The sequence below is a fragment of the Labilibacter marinus genome, assembly GCF_001659685.2.
Lineage (GTDB): Bacteria > Bacteroidota > Bacteroidia > Bacteroidales > Marinilabiliaceae > Saccharicrinis > Saccharicrinis marinus.
This window is the reverse complement of record NZ_LXYE02000053.1, coordinates 80,627-102,117: the sequence shown is the minus strand read 5'-3', so window position 1 is coordinate 102,117 and position 21,491 is coordinate 80,627. Positions and strand designations below refer to the sequence as shown.

Genomic DNA, 21,491 nt, shown 5'->3' with positions numbered 1-21,491 from the left:
CACCCCCTATATTTTAAGTTCAACCAACATTTATTTAATATTTTTCACAATCACCCCCAATAATAACTTCTGAGTATATTAATAGATCTATATTTTTTCGAAGATTTCCTTCTTTCATTAAAATTTAATAATTCATGGCAAAAAAAATGAATAATGACTTTGATTTTTTGTGATTTATAGATAATTTAACAATCAGAAAATCTACAGTTTACATATTAATTCATAACCTTAAATCCAGTTTTATGATTGACTTTAATGATATTGAGATTAATAAATTCCAACTCAATACGCTTTTAAACCACCAAGAAAAAAGAGGTTTTAAATACCTTTTAAGTAACGAACTGCTGTGTGAAACATGCAACCAACATTGTAACAGTGGGGTAAGTAACTACAAAATATTTTTGGATAGATTTAACGACATTAAAGTATCAGGTGAATGCACAGTATGTAGCAGCAACGTTAATATGGTAATGCCATTTGGCGAAAATGAATCTTTTTTTAGAAAAGCCATGCAATTTAGAAATACGCACGCTGTATTAATTGAAAGTTAAGATATTACTACATATTACTATGGTTTCTATTAAAGCCGAAAACAGATGATTGTTTTCGGCTTTTTCTTTTAAAACAAAATACTTTAAACACTGAAGCACAAATTAGAGTTACTTAACTATTGAATTCGATAAAAACTATTATAAAAAGTTTAATATTGCGCCATGCAAAAACTCAATATACACACTTTTATATTTTTCACCTTAATATTGATGAGTTGTACATCTAATAATAAGCCTTCTGAGTTAAAGAATGGAGATATTCTTTTTAGAGGCAACAATAATATGGGCTTATCAAAAGCCATTAACGAAGTCACTCAAACGGGTACAAACACTAACTACACCCATATGGGTATATGTTGTTTAAAAGGAGATACCATGTATGTGATACATGCTAGTGCAAAAAATGGAGTTTGCATGGAGTTACTTACTGATTTTCAATACCCCGATGGAGATAGCACTTTTATAACTGATAGCTATCGTATAAAAAAGGAATTACAAGCCGATATTACCGAGGCTATTAATATTGCCAATATTTTAATTGGCATGCCTTATGACAAGACTTACATCTTGGAAAGCCCTGGCTTTTATTGCTCTGAGTTTATTTATCATATCTTTAAAACAGACTCCATATTTACTTTAAACCCCATGACCTTTAAGAATCCTGCCACAGCTGATTTTCATCAAGGGTGGGTTGAACATTACAGTAACTTAGGCTTGGATATTCCTGAAGGACTGCCTGGTTGTAACCCCAATGAAATGGCCATGGAAGGCTCCTTAGAATTTATCAAACGATTATAGAATAACATAGCATATTATACAGAATGGAATACCGTAGATTTGGAAAGACAGAGAAGCACATTAGTGCTATTACATTAGGAGGGATGAGATTTACAAAGTCGTGGGATCAACCAAGGCATGAGATTCCAACTGAAACACAAGACCACTGCAACAACATTGTTGATTTGGCTTTAAAAAATGGTATTAATCATTTTGAAACGGCTTACGGCTATGTAAAAAGCGAAAAGGTTTTTGGAAAAACCTTAAACGATGAGTTAAAAGTAGACCGTTCTTCATATTACCTAATGACCAAGGGGAATCCTCCCACTGCTGAGGAAGCCAGAAAATTAGTAGAGGAGCAATTAAAAACGCTCAAAACTGATTATGTAGATTTTTATGCTTGGCATGGTATCAACAATCAAGATATCATTCATAGTACTTGTAAAAAGGGTGGTCCTGTTGAAGAACTATTAAAAATGCGTGAGGAAGGTATTATTAAACACGTTGGCTTTAGTACACATGGTTCTATGGAAAGTATTTGTAGTGCTATTGATACCGACCTTTTTGAGTTCGTAAACCTTCATTATTATTATTTCTACCAAAGAAACCTAGCCGCTATTCAGTTGGCAGAGAAGAAAGATATGGGTGTTTTTATTATTTCGCCCAACGACAAGGGAGGTCAGCTTTTTAGGCCTACTAACAAAGTTAAAAATGCGATACCGCATGCTACACCTATTCAATGGAATGCACGCTTTTGTTTGAATACACCTAATGTACATACCTTATCGTTTGGCATAACAGAACCCCAGCACTTTGATGAGATGAATGCAATTTTTAGCCGAACAGACCGCACCAAAGAGTTAGACTTAATGGCTAAACAAAGATTAGATAATAGATTAAACGACGATCCATATTCTAACTTTGATGCATACCCATATCAAGATAACGGTTCTGAACTGGATTTACCTTTGTTATTACATTGGCGCAAACTTTGGAAATGCTACGACATGTTAGATTTTGCGAAATACCGGTACAAAGAACTGAAAACGCCTAACCATTGGGTTCCTGGTGTTTTTGCCACCCCTGAGAACATCAACAAAATAGATTTCTCGAAAATACCGAGTGAGATTCCTTTAAAGAAAATGCTAACTGAACTTCATGAAGCTCTTTACCAGGCACCAGAAGCGCCTAAGTATTACCCCACAAAGATGAAGGTCATAAGATAACATACAAAACCAATTCTAACCAATTGATTTTCTGTATCACATCACATACAACACAGCACCAAGCTGCATCTCAATCACATAAAATACTACGCCCAATACGGAATATACTTAGCATGCTTTTTAGAATTACTTTCTGGATCAGAATACTTTACCATACCATCTTTTATACTATCTGAAATTATCCTTGACGCCATCGAGTAATTCTTTTCCACTATACCAAACCTTTCTCTTAACGATTGATTTGTCATATAATCTCCTGATACATATCGCAAACAAGCATGCAAATAACAAGCTCTAATCTTATCCTCCTTGTCCATTTGACGAAGAGTTTTATGTGCGTACAATATAACTTTTGTATAATTATCCTCCTCTATAAAACGTGGTGCAGGTAATTGATAATATTCACATTCAGATATTACTTTATCTATCCCACTACCTCTTTCTTCACATATATTCATCCTCCTCATGAAATATGCTAATTTTTCATTTCTAGATTGAGGATTATGATCTACAAATCGCAATGTACTTATTAACGGTTTTCCTGAATTAGTTATTTCTATGCGATCATCAAAAATTTCAACCATAGGACAAGTTCCACTAACACTAAAGTCTTGGTGAATAATTGCATTCGCTACAAGCTCTCTAATTGCAATTTCTGGATACATTTTTATTTCTTTCCTAAAAACCTTCCCTAACTCTTCATTCATAGGAAGCCGATCATTAATATAATCAATCAATCCTTTGAACCCAGAAGCATATCCCTTTTGCCCAACCTGTTCTTTTATCGCCTTAAGTTTATTTTTGCCTTGATATATAATTACACGAATTGATTTCCTAAACAAAGTTTCATAATCATTAAGATTCCTTGCAAAAAGGATAGCTCCCAAATTTGTGATATTGTACAATTCATCACTTGCAGAAATTAAAATTTCTTTCTTCAACCTATCGAATATGGCACTTCTGTTATCAGGCAATGGCAAACCTAACAATTCAAAATACGAAGGATAATCAATTAGTCCTAAAACATCATCCCCATTGACATTACGTATTGCAACACCCTTCTCAAAAACACTCATCGGTTCCTTAGTCCAAATCAAACGCTGCATCTCAGGATACTTATCTAACTTCTTTTTATACGACCCTATTCTCACATAAGGCACACCAGAAAACTTAATTGGCGTATTAATCGCAGATTGAACCCGAACTATCATTACACGTTCACCCTCCACTTGCAAAGGATAAAAATCTATATTTATTTTTGGCTCAAGTAACCTACATAACCAAGATAACATTTCTTCATTTCCTTTTACCTTTTGATATTGAGAAAATGTTGTACCTACAATACGATGCTTCTCATCTTCTACACCAAACACTATATATGCATATGTTTTATCATGAATACATGCCGAATTTGACAACGCAGATAAGTACTCACCTATATCTTGCCAATTATTCGTTTTAAACTCGAGCCACTCTGTTTCATTTGGCATAGCTCTAAGTTCACTTAATAACTTTCTCAATTCTAACTCAGTCATACAAATAAAAAATAAAACACTCAGTTAATCAAACAATTAAAAAAAATCAAAACCACTTAGTCACATAACGATCACATAACAAATGTACACAATTTAATTCTTTATTATTATTGCCAATTCCATTTATATCCTCGTTTTACTATTATTATATTACGTATGACAATCATTACACATTACATAACCCTGATAAATATCACACTTTCCTACCCTTTTGTAATCAAGTAATTCGCAACCTATTTATTATACACTGACACAGTGCACATTACGCTTTTTGTTACCTAAAAAGTAACGATCGGGCTTATTCCTACATTAATGTAGTACAAATTTAAGCATGCCAAAAACAAATCAGTCTTTTAATATTTTTTTAAACACTGTACTACTGACACTTACACCACACACATGCATTTTTAAACAGTCCTATAATTCATTCTTGGCACACCGTGTGAAATAAGAGAAACCAAACAGACAATTAGTATAAACCTATTAAAATTAATTAGAGATGAGAAAAATTGCTATTTACGGAAAAGGTGGAATTGGTAAAAGTACAACTACTCAAAACACTGTTGCAGGTTTAGTAGAATTAGGTAAAAACATTTTAGTAGTAGGATGTGATCCAAAAGCGGATTCAACTCGTCTATTATTAGGTGGTCTAGCTCAAAAAACAGTATTAGACACACTTCGTGAAGAAGGTGAAGATGTAGAATTAGATGACGTTGTAAAACCAGGATACGGTGGTGTTCGTTGTGTTGAGTCAGGTGGTCCAGAGCCAGGTGTAGGATGTGCTGGTCGTGGTATCATTACTTCAATTAACTTATTAGAGCAATTAGGTGCTTGGGATGATAAATTTAAAACTGACTATACTTTTTATGATGTATTAGGTGATGTAGTATGTGGTGGATTCGCCATGCCTATTCGCGATGGTAAAGCAGAAGAAATTTATATTGTAGTGTCAGGTGAGATGATGGCCATGTATGCTGCTAACAACATCTGTAAAGGTATTCAAAAATATGCACAAGCAGGTACTGTACGCTTAGGAGGACTTATTTGTAACTCACGTAAAGTTGATAACGAAAGAGAAATGATTGAAGAGTTAGCTCGTCAATTAGGTTCTCAAATGATTCACTTTGTTCCTCGTGACAACATGGTTCAACATGCTGAGATCAACAGAAAAACAGTTATTGAGCACGCTCCTGAGCACGCACAAGCTGACGAGTACAGAACTTTATCTAAAGCCATTGATGCTAACGAAATGTTCATTATCCCTACTCCTCTTGAAATTGAAGAGTTAGAGAAATTATTAATGGACTTCGGTATCATGAACTAATTTTTCTCAGTCAAAATAAGCAGCCAACAGTAAGCGGTCCACAAAATACTGCTTGCTGAGGACTGCAGACTGAGTACTTAAAAAATCAAACAAACTTCAGTTGAGATAACCTATTTCATATCAATTCACATCTCAACATTTATTTATTAAAAAATAGGAGACCCAGAAAATGTTAATGATCAAAGCAATTATACGTCCAGAAAAATCAAGTGCAGTTCTTAAAGCTTTATTCGAAGCGGGTTATATCGCCGTTACAAAATCGCCTGTTGTAGGTAGAGGAAAACAAAGAGGTATTAAAATTGGAGATGTTACTTATGATGAGTTGCCAAAAGAGCAGTTAATTATGGTGATTAAAGACGAAGACAAAGACTTTGCAGTATCTACCATTATGGAAGCTGCACGTTCAGGAGAAAAAGGAGCTTTTGGTGATGGTAAAATTTTCATCACTCCAGTAGAGGAAGCATACACTATCTCAAGAGGAGTAAAAGAACTTTAATTTACTAACATCAAAAAAGTCTGAGACATGAAGAAAGTAATGGCAATAATAAACATCGATAAGATGAATGCTACCAAAAAGGCTCTTTTAGATGCCAACGTTACTTCGATGACTGCATCGGGTAAAGTGTTTGGAAGAGGTAAAGGACTTTGGGAAGCTAAGATACTTGAGGGCGTTAAAAATGATCAACCTGAAGCTTTAGAGCATTTAGGAAAAGAGCCACGCCTTCGCGCACAAAGAGTACTTGAAATCGTGGTAAACGACCAATTTGTACAGCCTACAGTAGACGCAATTATTGACGCTAACCAAGGCGAGCCACATGGATGTGGAAAAATATTTGTAATGCCAATGATGGATGTAATCCAGGTAAGAACTGGAATTACAGGAAGCAAAGCAGTGGATTAATTACGATTCGTTTTTATCACTTAAAAACAAGAAAACATGGTTAAAAAGAAAGATTATTCAGCAGGATTACCAGATCCTACTCCATTAATAGAAGACATCATTAGCAAGTACCCTAGCAAAATTGCTAAGAAGCGTAAAAAGGGTATGGTTGCTAACGATCCTGAGGTAGATCAGGAAGTACAAGCTAACGTACGTACCATTCCTGGTATCATTACCCAAAGAGGATGTACTTACGCAGGTTGTAAAGGGGTGGTTTTAGGACCAACCAGAGATATCATCAACTTAGTACACGGACCTATTGGTTGTAGTTTTTACGCATGGTTAACCCGTCGTAACCAAACCAGACCAGCTGAGGGAGAAGATAACTTTATCACTTACTCTTTCTCTACAGATATGCAAGATGAAAATATTGTATTTGGTGGAGAGGTTAAATTAAAAGAAGCTATTCGCGAAGCACATGCTTTATTTAATCCTAAAGCAATCGGTATCTTCTCAACTTGTCCAGTAGGACTAATTGGTGATGATGTTCACTCTGTATCTCGCGATATGCAAGCAGAATTAGGTATCAACATATTCGGTTTCTCTTGTGAGGGATACCGCGGAGTATCTCAGTCTGCAGGTCACCACATTGCTAACAACGGTGTATTTAAAAACGTAGTTGGATTAAATGATCGTCCTCGCGAAAGCAAGTTCCAAATGAACTTATTAGGTGAGTATAACATTGGTGGTGATGCTTTTGAATTAGAAGCTTTATTCGAAGAAATAGGCATTGAGTTAATTTCTACTTTCTCTGGTAACTCTACCATTAAAAGTATGGAGTATTCACATACCGTTGACTTAAACATTGTAATGTGTCACCGTTCTATCAACTACATCGCAGAGATGATGGAAGAGAAATACGGTATTCCATGGATCAAAGCCAACTTTATTGGAGCCGATGCTACTGCTAAAACACTTCGCAAAGTAGGAGAATTCTTTGATGATGCTGATTTAACTGCAAAAATTGAAGAAGTAATTGCTCGCGAATCGGCGAAAGTACAAGTAGTAATGGATGCTATTAAGCCTAAAACGGAAGGTAAACTAGCTATGATGTTCGTAGGTGGATCTCGTGCTCACCATTACCAAGAGTTATTTAAAGAGCTTGGAATGACAACTGTTTCGGCAGGTTATGAGTTTGCTCACCGTGATGATTATGAAGGACGTAAAGTAATTCCTAACATTAAGATTGACGCAGATACACGTAACATCGAGGATTTAACAATCGAGAAAACAGATAATCCTGAGTTATGGCGCGATGACCTTGTAACTAAAAAAGCAGCCCTTGAAGAAAAAGGTTATGCATTTAGCGATTACGAAGGTATGATGCCTGAAATGGCCAAAAACTCTTTAGTTATTGATGATGTTTCTCACCACGAAACGGAAAAACTAATCGAGTTCTACAAGCCAGATATCTTCTGTGCTGGTATCAAAGAGAAATACGTGGTTCAAAAGTCGGGTATTCCATTAAAGCAGCTTCATAGTTACGATTACGGTGGTCCTTACACTGCTTTCGGTGGAGCCATCAACTTCTTTAAAGAGATGGAACGCATGTTGGTAACTGATGTTTGGAAAATGGTTGATTCTCCATGGAAATCAGAACCAGAGATTGTAGGTAGCATGACTATTAACGCTTAATCATTAGGAGGACATTACTATGTTATTAAGACATACAACAGAAAAAGAAATAGATAGAAAGGCACTAACCATTAACCCGGCTAAAACATGTCAGCCGGTAGGTGCCATGTACGCGGCATTAGGTATTCACGGATGTTTACCACATAGCCACGGTTCACAGGGATGTTGTTCTTATCACAGAACAGCGCTAACTCGTCACTACAAAGAGCCTGTAATGGCTGCAACTTCATCATTTACTGAAGGTTCTTCAGTTTTCGGTGGACAAGCCAACCTTTTACAAGCTATCGGAACAATATTTTCAGTGTACGATCCAGAAATCATCGCAGTTCACTCAACTTGTTTATCAGAAACAATTGGTGATGACCTTAAGCAAATTGTTGCAAAAGCTAACGCTGACGGTAAAGTACCTGAAGGAAAACACGTGATTGAAGCAGCAACACCAAGTTACGTAGGTTCTCACGTTACAGGTTATCACAATATGTTAGAGTCTATCGTTAAGTATTTTGCTATAAAAACTGACGAGGCTAAACGTCAAATCAACCTACTTGCTGGTTGGGTTGAGCCATCTGACATGCGTGAGCTAAAAAGAATCACCAAAATGATGGGTATCAAAACCGTATTGGCTCCTGATACTTCTGATGTTTTGGATGCTCCAATGACAGGTAAATTCGAAATGTATCCAAAAGGTGGTACTACTATTCCTGAGCTAGTAAGCATGGGAGACAGCATGAAAACGGTTGCCATAGGACAATTCGGTACTAAAGGTGCTGCTGTTGCGCTTGACAACTCTTGCAAAGTTCCTTTTGATTTACTTGATCTTCCTATCGGAGTTAAGGCTACTGACCGTTTCATCATGTCTTTATCTAAAGCTGGTGCAGTATCTGTACCTGAAGAAATAGATATGGAAAGAGGTCGCTTAATGGATATGATTACTGATATGCACCAGTATTTCTACGGAAAACGTGTAGCATTATTCGGAGATCCTGATCAATTAATTCCAATGGTTGAGTTCTTATTAGACCTTGATATGGTTCCTGCTTATGTGGTTTCTGGTACACCAGGAAAAGCATTTGAAAAGAGACTTAAAGAGGTTCTTGGAGACAAAATTGACCAAGTGAAATATAAAAATGGTGCGAATGCGGATATGTTCCAATTACACCAGTGGATTAAACAAGAAGGTGTTGATTTATTAATCGGTAACACTTACGGAAAGTACATCTCTCTTGATGAGAAGATTCCTTTCTTAAGAATGGGTTTCCCAATTGTTGACCGTGTTGGACACTCTTATTTCCCAACCTTAGGTTATATGGGAGGTATCCGTATCCTAGAAAAAATGCTTGACCTTATCATGCAATATCAGGATGAAAATTCTCCTGAAGAAGCTGTTGAGCTTGTAATGTAAGTCCCGGCGGAACTAGCAATTAAGATTTACATTTTGTAAAAATAGTATCAAGTAGTAAGTATCAAGACACAAGACTTATTTACAGCTTGCACATCATCTTGATACTTGATACTTGTATCTAATAATCTAAGCTTGATTTATCAAGCGACAAATTTGTGTTTGCCAGAGGTTAAGACTGGTGAGGCAATTATACTTCGGAACGCTGAAGTGGTAAATAATAGGTGGTATAAATATTTGAATTGCCTCGCCAGCCTTTGTCCTTGTCTCTAAGAGATATTAATTCTCTTAATTATTTAATGAGTCTTGTCAAGACCCAATCTTTCTATTAAAACAGATATATCATGTCAAAATATATAAAAGATAGAACATCCCAGATTGTTACCATTGGCGAAGACCAACATGATTTAGCCTGCGAAAAAAAATCAGTAGCAGGATCAGTAAGTCAGAGAGCTTGCGTTTTTTGTGGTTCACGGGTAGTACTTTACCCAATTGCCGATGCACTTCACCTTGTCCATGGCCCAATAGGATGTGCCGCCTATACATGGGATATCAGGGGAGCAATGTCATCAGGTCCACAATTACACCGCTTAAGCTTTTCTACCGACTTACATGAGAAGGATGTGGTTTTTGGAGGAGAAAAAAAATTATATAGCGCACTGACCGAATTAATCGAGTCGTACAAACCTGAAGCTGTTTTTATTTACAGCACTTGTATAGTAGGCGTTATTGGTGATGATGTAGAAGCTGTTGCCCGACAGCTAACCAAAGAAACAGGCGTAGAAGTTCTGCCTGTAATGAGCGAAGGCTTTAAAGGAACTAAAAAAGATGGTTACAAAGCTGCCTGTGATGCTTTAATGAATCTGGTAGGAACCAATGATGATTATGTTCCTCCTAAATATAGCATTAACATATTAGGCGATTTTAACCTGGCTGGTGAATTATGGATACTAGCCGAATATTATAAAAAAATTGGTGTGGAGATTATCGCGTGCCTTACTGGCGATGGCCGAGTAGAACAGGTTCGTAGATGTCATAAAGCATCGTTAAACGTGGTACAGTGCTCAGGAAGTATGATGCACGTAGCCAAAGAAATGAAAGATAAGTACGATATCCCTTTTAAAAAGGTATCCTACTTTGGTATCGAAGATATGTCGGATGCACTTTACGAAGTAGCTACACATTTTAACGACCCCGAGTTAATGGCCAAAGCACGAGCCTTGGTTTCTGAAGAAATAGCAGAGCTTATTCCTGCACTTCAACCCTATCGCGAAAAGCTAGAAGGTAAAAAAGCCGCTATTTATGTAGGTGGAGCTTTTAAAGCCATCAGCTTAGTAAAAGCATTACGCTTACTAGGTATGCAAACCGTGGTAGTAGGTTCACAAACAGGAAACAAAGACGATTACAAGCTATTGCAAAAAATTTGCGACAAAGGGACTGTTATTGTGGATGACTCTAACCCCAATGAGTTATCAGACTTTGTAAAACAAACAGGAGCCGACCTTTTTATAGGTGGTGTTAAAGAACGCCCTATAGCCTATAAACTAGGACTTGGTTTTTGCGATCACAACCACGAACGTAAAGAAGCATTAGCTGGATTTGTAGGCATGCTCAACTTCGCTAAAGAAGTATACGCTTCGGTTTGCAGCCCTGTGTGGAAGTTTATTGATAAAAAATAGACAAAAGTATAAAGACGAAAGACATAAGACTTTAGCTCAAGCTGTAAATCATCTTTATACTTTATACTTTAATCTTTATACTAGAATAAAATGGCCGACAAGATACCAGTATTAAAAGAACGTAAAAACTTCGTTGCCACGAGAAACGCATGTAAAGTGTGTTCTCCATTGGGCGGAAGTATAGCATATAAAGGAGTGAGAGGATGTGTTCCTGTCATTCACGGAGGACAAGGATGTGCCACTTATATCCGACGATATTTAATCAGTCACTATAAAGAGCCTGTTGATATTGCCTCATCTAACTTTAGCGAAGAGTCAACCATTTTTGGTGGCGAAGCTAACTTAAGTGCAGCCATACATAATGTTATTGCACAGTATAAACCAGAAGTAGTTGGCGTTTGTACCACTTGCTTAAGCGAAACCATTGGCGACGATATTGGTCAGGCCTTAAGAAATTACAAAGCAGCCAATGCCGACGACCCTAGCGTACCTGAGTTTGTATACTCATCAACGCCAAGTTATCAAGGTTCGCACATGGACGGTTTCCACGAAACGGTTGCTGCCATTACCAAAACCTTTGCCACAAAGGTGGAGATGAACGAAAAGGTAAACATCTTTCCTGGTTTTATTTCAACTGAGGATTTAAGGATGTTGAAAGATATTTTAGAAGATTTTGGGATCGATTATATCATGGTTCCTGATTATTCAGAGACGCTAGATAATCCTGTTTGGGATACATACCATAGAATACCTGATGGAGGAACGCCAGTTGAAGAGCTAAAAATGATGGGTGGAGCAAAAGCAAGTATTGAGTTTGGTCCCATCCTTAACAAAGGCAATTTAGTAGGTCGCATTAAAAACAAAAATTTAGCGCACACTGGAGCTGAATACCTAGAGAAGGAGTTTGGGGTAAAGAAATTCACCATGAACGTTCCGGTTGGCATCACGCAAAGTGACGAATTATTTCAATTACTCAGCGACATCAGTGGAAACGAAATTCCGAAGAAATATAGCATGGAGCGAGGCAGATTGATTGATGCTTACGCCGATGGACATAAATACGTTTTTGGTAAAAAAGCAGTAGTATATGGCGAAGAGGATTTAGTGATTGCCATGACAGGTTTCCTGGATGAAATTGGCGTTGAAGTCATTTTAGCTGCCTCTGGTGGTAACAGCGGAAAACTAAAAGAAGAGATTGAAAGATGTGCTCCAACTCATGGCAAATCCATTGAAGTAATGGGTGATTTAGATTATGAAAAAATCAATGAGTTATGTATCGACATGAAACCCGATTTATTAGTGGGCAACAGTAAAGGTTACTACATCGCACGTGAGCTAAACATTCCCATCATCAGAGTCGGATTCCCTATACATGATAGAATGGGTGGATCCAGATTAAAACATGTTGCCTACAAAGGAGCTCAGGAGCTTTTCGATAAAATTGGAAACGCCATGATGGAGTACAAACAGGAGCATTCTGAAGTAGGATATAAATACATATAAAGAAGTATTAAGACAAAAGTATAAAGACAAAAGACTCTTTAACAAAGCGCGAAACATCTTAATACTCAATATTTTAAAAATAGATATAACGACATTAGCATAAAGACTTAAGCGTAAAGAAATAAAGCACATTCACAAGATGTAAATCATCTTTATACTTAATACTTTATACTTTATACTAAAAAAACCGCATATGATCGACTTTAAAAAACACCCCTGTTTCAATAAAGAAGCAAAAGGACAATATGCCAGAGTGCATTTACCAGTTGCACCAAAATGTAATATTAGCTGTAACTATTGTAACCGTAAGTTCGACTGTGTTAATGAGAGTCGTCCTGGAGTTACTTCTAACATATTATCGCCAGAGCAATCTATCGTTTATTTAAAGTCGTTGCGCGAAAAAATGCCAAAGCTTTCGGTAGTAGGTATTGCGGGACCTGGTGATCCATTTGCTAACCCAGATGAAACCATGGAGACCCTACGTCAGGTACGTTCTAACTTTCCCGATATGATTCTTTGTGTATCGTCAAACGGACTAGGTATTGCTCCCTATATTGATGAGCTAGCTGCACTAGAAGTGAGCCATGTAACCATCACCATCAACTCTTTAGATCCTAAAGTACTGGAGAATGTTTATCGATGGGTACGCTTTGAGAAAAAAGGATATTTCGGTTTAGCTGGAGCTGAACTATTGTTAGAAAAACAATTGGAAGCCATCAATAAACTAAAAGCAGCTGGCATTACTGTTAAAGCCAATGCTATTGTTATTCCTGGAGTAAACGACACACAACTTGGAGACTTAGCTAAAGGCTTATCCGAAATGGGCGTTGACTTAATGAACACCATTCCTTTGATTCCTGTTGAAGACACACCCTTTTCTGATTTAACAGAGCCTACCAGCGATTACATGAAGGAAATCAGAAAAGAAATAGGCGAGCACTTGCCACCTATGACGCACTGTAGCCGATGTAGAGCAGATGCTGCCGGACTGTTAGGAAAAGATAGCACCGAAGCCATGGAGCTTTTAACTGAAGCTGCCAAAGTACGCATAGATAAAGGCGATGCAGATAAGCGTCCATATGTAGCCGTAGCCAGTAACGAAGGTATCTTAGTAAACCAACATTTAGGCGAAGCCGAAAGACTATACGTTTTTAAAGAAACACCTAACGGGTATAAACTAGTAAACCAACGCGTAACTCCTCCAAAAGGAAATGGCGACGGGCGATGGGAAGAACTAGGTAAAATATTAAGCGATTGTAGAGCCATTTTAGTTGGAGGTGTTGGACCTAAACCATCTAAGATATTAGGCAAATCAGGATTAGAAGTAATTGAGATGTCTGGTTTAATTGATCAAGGAATGGACTCAGTATATAAAGGAGCTGAACTAAGAACCATCACCAAGGCCGAAAGCTTTAAATGTGGATCTGAATGTTCAGGAACTGGAACAGGATGTGGGTGATCGATAAACTGTGGGCAGTATTCAGTGGGCAGTTGGCAGGGTTCAGTAAGCAACTGGCAACAAACAGTTTGCAGTGCAATTAAAGCACCAAAGGTGCGTAAGCTATAGCCTAGGGTGAAGCCCTAGGTTTTAATTACAACCTAAAATCGATGCATCACAAATGGCATAAGATATAGAAATAGTTTTTGCATCGAAAATTGACATAGAAGACAAATAAACAAATATTAATTAACCTATAATTTTCAAATCATGAAAAAACCGGAATATCACATTTTGGTATGCAATTCATACCGTGTAGCAGGAGATGCAAAAGGATTCTGCAACAAAAATGGAGCTGGAGATTTTATCCCATACATTATGGAAGAGTGTAACGATAGAGGCATTGATGCTGCTGTAACAAGCACAGCTTGTTTAAATGTATGTAGCCAAGGCCCTATCATGGTCATCCATCCCAACAACCTTTGGTATGGCGAAATAACCGAAGAAAAAATTGATGAAATACTTGATGCGCTTGAAGAAGGCGAAGCAGTTGAGGAGTATTTAATTTCAGATTAAAAGTCATTAGTCACTCGTCAGTAGTCATGGGTTATTACTTTCACAAATGACTACTGACCAATGACTAATCCACTATTGATCCATAAACCAATTTGCCATGAAACAATATCTGATAGACACTACACTAAGAGATGGAGAACAAGCTGCTGGCGTTGTTTTTTCATTAGATGAAAAGATAAAGATTGCCCATATGCTTCAGGAAATTGGTGTACAAGAAGCTGAAATTGGAACACCAGCCATTTCTATTCAAGAAGAAAAAGATATTCGAACTTTGATTAATCAAGGTTTTAGCTTTAATGCGCTTTGTTGGGCACGAGCTACCGTATCAGATATTATGGCCGCTAAGCGTACTGGTGTAAAACGCATTAGCATCTCCTTTCCGGTGAGCGATATTCAATTAGCCGCTATTGGCAAAAACCACGATTGGGTACTCACACAAATGAAAACTATGATCGGCTTAGCTTCAAACCATTTTGAGTTTGTAGGTATTGGTGCACAAGACGCCTCAAGAGCTAATCCTCACTTTTTAAGAAGCTATATTAACGAAGCGGTGCATTTAGGAGTAAAACGAGTACGATTTGCTGATACTGTCGGGATCATGAATCCTTTCTCAGTGCACGATATGATCAATGATTATCGTTATCTATTTCCTGAACTAGACTTAGAGTTTCATGCACATAATGATTTAGGAATGGCAACAGCTAACAGCATTGCTGCATTACAAGCTGGTTGCAACAGCATCGACACAACCATCAATGGCTTAGGAGAAAGAGCTGGTAACGCGCCACTCGAAGAAGTAGCCGCTGCAGCAAAATTCTCCTTGAACCAAAACCTTGGAATCGATTTAAAAAACATAGCACCAATTTGTCAATTTGTTGAGAAAATATCCAAACGCAAAGTAAGCCAAACTAAACCCATCACTGGTGAATTAATAACCAGTCACGAAAGCGGCATTCATTGTCGTTCATTACTGAATAACCCGATGAGTTATCATGCTTTTCATCCAGAAGAAGTGGGTAAAGAGTCTAAGTTTGTAATTGGAAAACATTCAGGAATAGCCTCAGTATTGGATACATTAAAAGGAATGGGTATAAAACTAACGCCTGAACAAGGAGAAAAGATATTGCCACAAATAAAACAATTGGCTACTGCACAAAAAAAGAGTGTAGACAATAACGACTTAAAAGAACTTATACTTAATTTATAATAAACATTTAACCATAAAACCCCACAGGGTAAACAATCAGTTAATAACAACAAACTAAGTTTACTCAGTTTTAAATATTAAAGCCCAGAAAATAAACTAAAGATGATACGTCCAAAAGAATTTTATAACACAGGCATCGAATACTTTCATAATGCCATTGCTTTTTCTAAGTCCAACAAATTTGGAGAAGTAATTACACTTAATGTAATAGCCATGTCGGCTGAATATTTATTAAGTGCTATGCTTTTAAAAAATGGAATCGAACATCATGATGCTGGTTTAGAAAACATTTTGTGTACACTAGAAAAGAACAAGCTTATTCCTGAAGAAGTAAAAATAAAAGCCTCAGAAATAAGTAAACAATCACCTTGCAAAGAACCTAATGAAGGAGAATTTGATATCGAAAATCAAATCGACTCTCTTAGAGGAATTAAGGTTTGGGCTGATGAATCGTTTAAACTAGTTAAGGTATAAATAAAACATACTCTAATCTATAATTTCGCGAACCCTAACTTTCTGGCACAAAGAATTAGGTTACGCAAAGAGCGGCTTTTAATAGGGACCGCTCTTAACCCGAAAAGTCTGTATATTTCGTGTGATGATTAGCAGGGGTGGCAAATCATCATATGGAGTTACAGACTTTTTATCGTTATTGAGTTAGCATCTTCAAATTAACATTTTCTTGCCTAACGTAATTTTATCCTCAATTTTTTCTTGGTAAGTTTAGCATGTCAATAATGCTAAAAAAATGAAACTATTTTTATCAATACTTTTTATCTCCATAACGGTACTTTCTGGGGCACAGAATGATAGTATCTTTTACCCAAAATTATCAGATGCAGCCATATCACTGACTAAGGATAAGGTTAGTTACGACCCCAGTTATTTTAGCATCCCCTACCCCAATGGAGATGTACCTGCAGGCAAAGGCGTTTGTACGGATGTTATTATTAGAGCATATCGAAAATTAGGTATTGATTTGCAAAAGGAGGTACATGAAGATATGAAAGCTAACTTTAGCAAGTATCCCAATAATTGGGGCTTAAAAAGGCCAGATACTAATATTGACCATCGCAGAGTTCCCAATTTAATGACTTACTTTTCTCGTTTTGGAACTACCTTATCTAAAAGTAATGAGGCTAATGATTACAAGCCTGGAGATATTGTTTGCTGGAACCTAGGTGGAGGAACTACGCATATTGGTTTAGTCATCAATAAAAAATCAAGCGATAACAAGCGTTACCTCATCGTGCATAACATTGGTGCTGGACAAGTAATGGAGGATTGCCTTTTTAGTTTTAAGATAATTGGCCATTATAAGTATGCACAATAAAAAAAGGTTTATAAGCATCATCACTCATAAACCTTTCTACTCAAATATATTTAAATCTTAAACTATATCTAACCAAGTAGACGACTCTTTATAATCCTCTATTGTGGCAATATTAGTTTGAAATTGGTATGAACTAACCAACATCGAAACTTCCTGTTTCAGGTTCTCAATGCTATTGGTAATTAAATCATTTCTAAAACCTTTTTCAGCCATACTTACAACCATATTTGCAGAAACAATACGGCTTAATATTTTTCCTAAATCAACACTTTTACGCTGAACAACCTTAGGATCAATGGTAAAATCTATCAGGCCTTTAAATTGCTCCGACACTTTTTCTGTTAAATTAAATCCTTTTAAGAAAGAAGATAAGTTAAGCTCCTTTTTACGCACCATCAGCTTAGTGACCATTTCAGAAATCTGCGTATAAAGCATATCGTTTGACCCTTCAAAAATTCTAAATGGTCGTGAATCTATAATACCTCTCGAACTAACACTCTCAGCCTTATAACCATTAGCACCTTTTAGCTGGGTAAGAATTTGTGCAGAACTTTGCATTAAATCCGTTACATAAGCCTTCATGCTGTTAGCCTCAATAGCATCTGCCCCCAAGTTTTTCTCTACTCCTGCGTACTCTGCACTTCTCGAACACATGGCCGAACAAACCGTAAATGCACTTTGAATTTTGTTGATTTGATGCTGAACCTGATCCAATTTAATCAATGGCTTTCCACTAACAATACGCGTTTTACAATGCTCAATAGCATCATCCAACATACGTCGAATAAAACCCATTCCCATGCCAGGAAATTGGTAACGACTACGGTGTAATAAATCCATCATTAAATTTAAACCCGATGATACTGGCTGAAGTTTATATTGCTCTGGAATAATTACATCCACCTTATTTTTTCCGTAAGGGATAGGATATAAACCTAGGTTATTATAATATTCTTCAACAATAATTTGTTGATTAGGCTGCTGTACATCACAAACAAAAAAATCAATATCTCTGGCTAAATCGCCTTTAGCAGTTTTATTTCTTGATGTAATTAACCAATAATCGGCTAAACCAGTCAGTCCTTGCCAATGCTTAGTACCTTTAACATGATAATTACTCCCTTGACGCTCGCAAGAAGTTTGCATTCCCAAGGCATCACTACCAAAATCTGGTTCTGTAATCATTAACCCACCCATATTTTGTTGGGTTAAGAATCGATTAAAAACACTTTTTTTAGCTTCTTCGCTACCATATTTACCTACCGGTTCTAAAAACAAGGCAATGTTAATACCAAAAGTCAAGGATAAAGGTAGTGACTCATAGGAAGCCGCATCCATCATACCCAGACATTCTTTCATCTTTACGCCTCTACCTCCATATTCCTCTGGGATACCTACCGACAGGGGATTTTTAGCCATAATATCTCTAAGAACTAAAGCAGGAAATCCTCTTTTTTGTATAAACTGTTCGATGTTATCGCGTTGGTAAAATACACTCTTCAGCGTATCCTTAAAGGAATTTAAATATTCAGAAAATTGAAGTTGTTCTGTACTCATCTATTTTTTTCAATTGGTTAAGCCTTTAAAGCACTTTTACAAACATTACACGAATAAAATATCATTATCGATGAATGATATATACTCGATTTATGGCTTGCTAAGAAAATCCTTCAGGCTGAAATATGTTATTTTGTCTATCGTTTATTTACCCTAATGAACAACTAAGACCCTGTTTTAGCACAATTGTTCAATCAACATCTGAAATTATTGACATTTAGAATATATAGCCTATAAATTCTATAAACTGTTACTACTAACTTTCTGATAAAAAAAATCCCAGAAGAATGAGATCTTCTGGGATGGGATGGTGTTGTTTTGGTTTTAGATAGATAATTAGTTTAATATAAAATTGGATTGTAATAGTTCATGAGGATTACCACCGACAAACACTTTAAAACTTCCTGGTTCAACTACATATTTTCCATCGGGGAAATAATAACCCAGTTCTTTATCTGTTAATTTAAATTCTATAGTTTTAGATTCTCCTGGCTCTAGCTCTACTTTGTCAAAACCTTTTAGCTCAATAACAGGGCGAGCATAAGTAGCCACCTCATCCCTAATATACAATTGAACTATTTCTTTTCCTTTTACCTGGCCAGTGTTAGTAAGCTTAACACTAAGGTTTATTTCACCATTAACACCTGTTTCTTGTTTATCTAATTTTAACCCGGCATAAGTAAAAGAGGTATAACTTAAACCATATCCAAATGGATATTGTGGCAAATTAGGAGCATCTGTATAATTAGACCATAGATTATCCTCATCGTATTTACCTTCAGGTCGTCCTGTATTTTTATAGTTATAATAGATAGGAATTTGCCCCACATTTCGAGGAAACGACATCACCAATTTCCCCGAAGGATTATACTTGCCGAATAACACATCAGCTATAGCATGACCTGCTTCAGAACCGCCATGCCATGCTTCTAAAATAGCCGTTGCTTTTTCAACTACCTCTGGCATAACCAACGGGCGACCATTCATTAAAACTACCACCACATTTTTATTGGCTTTAACCACTGCTTCAAACAATTCCTTTTGCACACCTTGCAAGGTGATATCTGTTTGACTTCGACCTTCACCAGACATATATGCATCTTCGCCAATTGCTAATAATACAAGCTCTGATTTTTTGGCCGCTTTAACTGCTTTAGCAAAACCTGACTTATCATCTTCGTTCACTTGCAGATAGGTAGAAAAAGTTCTTCCTCCAGTAGCCAACTCACAACCTTTGGCATAGTTGATTTCCACACCTTCAGGAACAGCAGCCCTTACACCTTCGAGCAAGGAAACTGCCGAATTTGCCTCGGCTCTTGCGCGCCAATTTCCCAATGGAGAATCTTTATCATCTGCCAATGGTCCGATAACCGCAATGGATTTTACGCTTGATTTAATAGGCAAAATGGCATCATCATTCTTCAACAACACCATTGACTCACGAGCTACTTTTCGAGAAGCTTCACGATGTTCAGACGTGTAAATATTATTTTTCTCTCTTTCTACATCGCAATATTTATATGGATCTTCGAACAAGCCTAACTGATATTTAACGCTTAAAATTCGAGAAACAGCCTCATCAATCAACTGAACATCCACGGTTCCGTTTTCTACTAATTGAGTCAAGTAATCGACATAAGCATAGCCTTCCATATCCATATCACAACCTGCGGTAATGGCCTTCTGTGCACACTCTTTTAAGTCGGCTGCAGCGCCATGAGCTATCATTTCGCCCACACTATTCCAATCAGAAACCACAAAGCCCTTAAAGCCCCAATCACCTTTTAATAAATCACGTTGTAAATAAACACTAGCCGTAGCCGGCATTCCATCAATAGTATTAAAAGAATTCATAAAAGTGGCCACGCCAGCATTAACAGCAGCCTTAAACGGAGGTAGTACCACATTATGCAAAGACTCACCTCCAATTTCAACCACATTATAATCCCTTCCAGATTCTGAAAAAGCATAGGCTGCAAAATGTTTGGCACAGGCTGCAATGGTATTCTCACTACTCAAATCATCTCCTTGAAAACCATGCACTCTAGCCTCAGCAAACCTACTTCCTAAATAAGCATCTTCACCGGCTCCTTCCATTACTCTTCCCCAGCGAGCATCTCGCCCTACATCCATCATGGGTGCAAATGTCCAATGTAATCCATTAGCCGCAGCTTCTTTTGCAGCAATGGAGGAAGATAATTTAGCCAATTCTAAATCCCATGAACAAGCTTCTCCCATGGGGATTGGAAACATGGTTTTTTGTCCGTGAATTACGTCATAACCAAATATTAAGGGAATACCTAGACGTGAGTTTTCAACTACTATTTTTTGCGCATTTTTGGTAGCTTCGGCACCTACTACGTTTAACATAGAACCTACGCTACCTTCTCTTAGCTTTTCTTCTAATTTTTGGGCATTCGCTGCATCAGGTGTTGGCCCAGTCATTTCCCACTGGCTGGTATACTGACAAAGCTGACCAACCTTTTCGTCCAAGGTCATTTTTTGCAAAAGATCATTTACAAATTGCTCCTCATCACCCTTTTCACTCGTTTCATTACTCTGTTCGCAACCAGCTAATAATAACGGCAGGGCTACAAACCAGATACATATTCGTTTCATATCCTTATCATTTAAACATTCAATTGTATTCGATAGAACTCCCTTATAATTTTCTTCCTGCATGCGAAAGGTTTCTCATGGGTCGTTTCTTGCGACTATTTTTTAATATTAAAATCCATACTCCTATTTTATACTGAACCATTGTCTTCTAGCCAGACAGGCTTTTACTTTCTTCCTTCAGTCGAGGAAAGG

Annotated in this window: 18 protein-coding genes; 15 read left to right on the top strand and 3 right to left on the bottom strand. The window is 37.1% G+C overall.

Features of this window, described 5'->3' with window-relative positions; all coding sequences use genetic code 11:
- The first annotated feature begins 242 nt into the window (after positions 1 to 242).
- The 3 genes from A8L32_RS20695 (at position 243) to A8L32_RS20685 (ending at position 2,554) form a co-directional block, all read left to right on the top strand.
- On the top strand, positions 243 to 551 hold the full coding sequence (locus tag A8L32_RS20695) for a hypothetical protein (protein WP_075591437.1): 309 nt from the start codon (positions 243 to 245) through the stop codon (positions 549 to 551).
- 210 nt (positions 552 to 761) lie between these two features.
- Positions 762 to 1,349 (top strand): YiiX/YebB-like N1pC/P60 family cysteine hydrolase, encoded by a 588-nt coding sequence (locus A8L32_RS20690; RefSeq protein ID WP_075591436.1) that lies wholly within the window; start codon positions 762 to 764, stop codon positions 1,347 to 1,349.
- Between the two features lie 23 nt (positions 1,350 to 1,372).
- Positions 1,373 to 2,554, top strand: coding sequence for an aldo/keto reductase (locus A8L32_RS20685; RefSeq protein WP_075591435.1), 1,182 nt, complete (start codon positions 1,373 to 1,375; stop codon positions 2,552 to 2,554).
- 86 nt (positions 2,555 to 2,640) lie between these two features.
- Here the strand turns inward: A8L32_RS20685 and A8L32_RS20680 are convergent, their stop codons facing one another.
- Positions 2,641 to 4,089, bottom strand: a complete 1,449-nt coding sequence (locus A8L32_RS20680; RefSeq protein ID WP_075591434.1) for an ATP-binding protein — start codon at positions 4,087 to 4,089, stop codon at positions 2,641 to 2,643.
- A 499-nt stretch (positions 4,090 to 4,588) separates the two neighbouring features.
- Here A8L32_RS20680 and nifH point away from each other — a divergent pair, with 499 nt between their 5' ends.
- The 12 genes from nifH to A8L32_RS20620 all read left to right on the top strand — a co-directional run bounded on the left by nifH (position 4,589) and on the right by A8L32_RS20620 (position 17,123).
- The gene (gene nifH / locus A8L32_RS20675; RefSeq protein ID WP_075591433.1) at positions 4,589 to 5,413 is read left to right on the top strand and encodes a nitrogenase iron protein; all 825 of its coding nucleotides are present in this window, start codon (positions 4,589 to 4,591) and stop codon (positions 5,411 to 5,413) included.
- Between the two features lie 175 nt (positions 5,414 to 5,588).
- Entirely contained in the window at positions 5,589 to 5,909 is a 321-nt protein-coding gene (locus A8L32_RS20670; RefSeq protein ID WP_198931825.1) for a P-II family nitrogen regulator, read from the top strand.
- Between the two features lie 27 nt (positions 5,910 to 5,936).
- The gene (locus tag A8L32_RS20665; RefSeq protein ID WP_075591431.1) at positions 5,937 to 6,314 is read left to right on the top strand and encodes a P-II family nitrogen regulator; all 378 of its coding nucleotides are present in this window, start codon (positions 5,937 to 5,939) and stop codon (positions 6,312 to 6,314) included.
- Positions 6,315 to 6,350: 36 nt separating this feature from the next.
- Positions 6,351 to 7,988, top strand: a complete 1,638-nt coding sequence (gene nifD / locus A8L32_RS20660) for a nitrogenase molybdenum-iron protein alpha chain (RefSeq protein WP_075591430.1) — start codon at positions 6,351 to 6,353, stop codon at positions 7,986 to 7,988.
- 19 nt (positions 7,989 to 8,007) lie between these two features.
- On the top strand, positions 8,008 to 9,390 hold the full coding sequence (nifK, locus tag A8L32_RS20655) for a nitrogenase molybdenum-iron protein subunit beta (RefSeq protein WP_075591429.1): 1,383 nt from the start codon (positions 8,008 to 8,010) through the stop codon (positions 9,388 to 9,390).
- A 341-nt stretch (positions 9,391 to 9,731) separates the two neighbouring features.
- Positions 9,732 to 11,066, top strand: coding sequence for a nitrogenase iron-molybdenum cofactor biosynthesis protein NifE (gene nifE, locus A8L32_RS20650; RefSeq protein WP_075591428.1), 1,335 nt, complete (start codon positions 9,732 to 9,734; stop codon positions 11,064 to 11,066).
- Between the two features lie 90 nt (positions 11,067 to 11,156).
- A complete protein-coding gene (locus A8L32_RS20645; protein ID WP_075591427.1) occupies positions 11,157 to 12,569 on the top strand; it encodes a nitrogenase component 1 in 1,413 nt (470 codons plus the stop codon).
- A gap of 193 nt (positions 12,570 to 12,762) precedes the next feature.
- Positions 12,763 to 14,028 carry a radical SAM protein gene (locus A8L32_RS20640; RefSeq protein WP_075591426.1) on the top strand — a complete coding sequence of 422 codons (1,266 nt, stop codon included), beginning with the start codon at positions 12,763 to 12,765 and terminating at the stop codon, positions 14,026 to 14,028.
- A gap of 249 nt (positions 14,029 to 14,277) precedes the next feature.
- Positions 14,278 to 14,583 carry a (2Fe-2S) ferredoxin domain-containing protein gene (locus tag A8L32_RS20635; RefSeq protein ID WP_075591425.1) on the top strand — a complete coding sequence of 102 codons (306 nt, stop codon included), beginning with the start codon at positions 14,278 to 14,280 and terminating at the stop codon, positions 14,581 to 14,583.
- A gap of 97 nt (positions 14,584 to 14,680) precedes the next feature.
- Positions 14,681 to 15,790 carry a homocitrate synthase/isopropylmalate synthase family protein gene (locus A8L32_RS20630; protein WP_075591424.1) on the top strand — a complete coding sequence of 370 codons (1,110 nt, stop codon included), beginning with the start codon at positions 14,681 to 14,683 and terminating at the stop codon, positions 15,788 to 15,790.
- A gap of 102 nt (positions 15,791 to 15,892) precedes the next feature.
- On the top strand, positions 15,893 to 16,264 hold the full coding sequence (locus A8L32_RS20625; RefSeq protein ID WP_075591423.1) for a hypothetical protein: 372 nt from the start codon (positions 15,893 to 15,895) through the stop codon (positions 16,262 to 16,264).
- A 274-nt stretch (positions 16,265 to 16,538) separates the two neighbouring features.
- Positions 16,539 to 17,123: a DUF1287 domain-containing protein gene (locus A8L32_RS20620; RefSeq protein ID WP_075591422.1), complete on the top strand. Its 585-nt coding sequence runs from the start codon at positions 16,539 to 16,541 to the stop codon at positions 17,121 to 17,123.
- Between the two features lie 57 nt (positions 17,124 to 17,180).
- Here the strand turns inward: A8L32_RS20620 and A8L32_RS20615 are convergent, their stop codons facing one another.
- Positions 17,181 to 18,680 (bottom strand): acyl-CoA dehydrogenase, encoded by a 1,500-nt coding sequence (locus A8L32_RS20615; RefSeq protein WP_075591421.1) that lies wholly within the window; start codon positions 18,678 to 18,680, stop codon positions 17,181 to 17,183.
- Between the two features lie 336 nt (positions 18,681 to 19,016).
- Positions 19,017 to 21,299, bottom strand: a complete 2,283-nt coding sequence (gene bglX / locus A8L32_RS20610; RefSeq protein WP_075591447.1) for a beta-glucosidase BglX — start codon at positions 21,297 to 21,299, stop codon at positions 19,017 to 19,019.
- Positions 21,300 to 21,491 lie beyond the last annotated feature (192 nt).

Bases quoted from the DNA above. Each gene is read 5' to 3' on its own strand.
- A8L32_RS20695 (WP_075591437.1), top strand. From the start codon at position 243: ATGATTGACTTTAATGATATTGAGATTAATAAATTCCAACTCAATACG.
- A8L32_RS20690 (WP_075591436.1), top strand. From the start codon at position 762: ATGAGTTGTACATCTAATAATAAGCCTTCTGAGTTAAAGAATGGAGAT.
- A8L32_RS20685 (WP_075591435.1), top strand. From the start codon at position 1,373: ATGGAATACCGTAGATTTGGAAAGACAGAGAAGCACATTAGTGCTATT.
- A8L32_RS20680 (WP_075591434.1), bottom strand. From the start codon at position 4,089: ATGACTGAGTTAGAATTGAGAAAGTTATTAAGTGAACTTAGAGCTATG.
- nifH (WP_075591433.1), top strand. From the start codon at position 4,589: ATGAGAAAAATTGCTATTTACGGAAAAGGTGGAATTGGTAAAAGTACA.
- A8L32_RS20670 (WP_198931825.1), top strand. From the start codon at position 5,589: ATGATCAAAGCAATTATACGTCCAGAAAAATCAAGTGCAGTTCTTAAA.
- A8L32_RS20665 (WP_075591431.1), top strand. From the start codon at position 5,937: ATGAAGAAAGTAATGGCAATAATAAACATCGATAAGATGAATGCTACC.
- nifD (WP_075591430.1), top strand. From the start codon at position 6,351: ATGGTTAAAAAGAAAGATTATTCAGCAGGATTACCAGATCCTACTCCA.
- nifK (WP_075591429.1), top strand. From the start codon at position 8,008: ATGTTATTAAGACATACAACAGAAAAAGAAATAGATAGAAAGGCACTA.
- nifE (WP_075591428.1), top strand. From the start codon at position 9,732: ATGTCAAAATATATAAAAGATAGAACATCCCAGATTGTTACCATTGGC.
- A8L32_RS20645 (WP_075591427.1), top strand. From the start codon at position 11,157: ATGGCCGACAAGATACCAGTATTAAAAGAACGTAAAAACTTCGTTGCC.
- A8L32_RS20640 (WP_075591426.1), top strand. From the start codon at position 12,763: ATGATCGACTTTAAAAAACACCCCTGTTTCAATAAAGAAGCAAAAGGA.
- A8L32_RS20635 (WP_075591425.1), top strand. From the start codon at position 14,278: ATGAAAAAACCGGAATATCACATTTTGGTATGCAATTCATACCGTGTA.
- A8L32_RS20630 (WP_075591424.1), top strand. From the start codon at position 14,681: ATGAAACAATATCTGATAGACACTACACTAAGAGATGGAGAACAAGCT.
- A8L32_RS20625 (WP_075591423.1), top strand. From the start codon at position 15,893: ATGATACGTCCAAAAGAATTTTATAACACAGGCATCGAATACTTTCAT.
- A8L32_RS20620 (WP_075591422.1), top strand. From the start codon at position 16,539: ATGAAACTATTTTTATCAATACTTTTTATCTCCATAACGGTACTTTCT.
- A8L32_RS20615 (WP_075591421.1), bottom strand. From the start codon at position 18,680: ATGAGTACAGAACAACTTCAATTTTCTGAATATTTAAATTCCTTTAAG.
- bglX (WP_075591447.1), bottom strand. From the start codon at position 21,299: ATGAAACGAATATGTATCTGGTTTGTAGCCCTGCCGTTATTATTAGCT.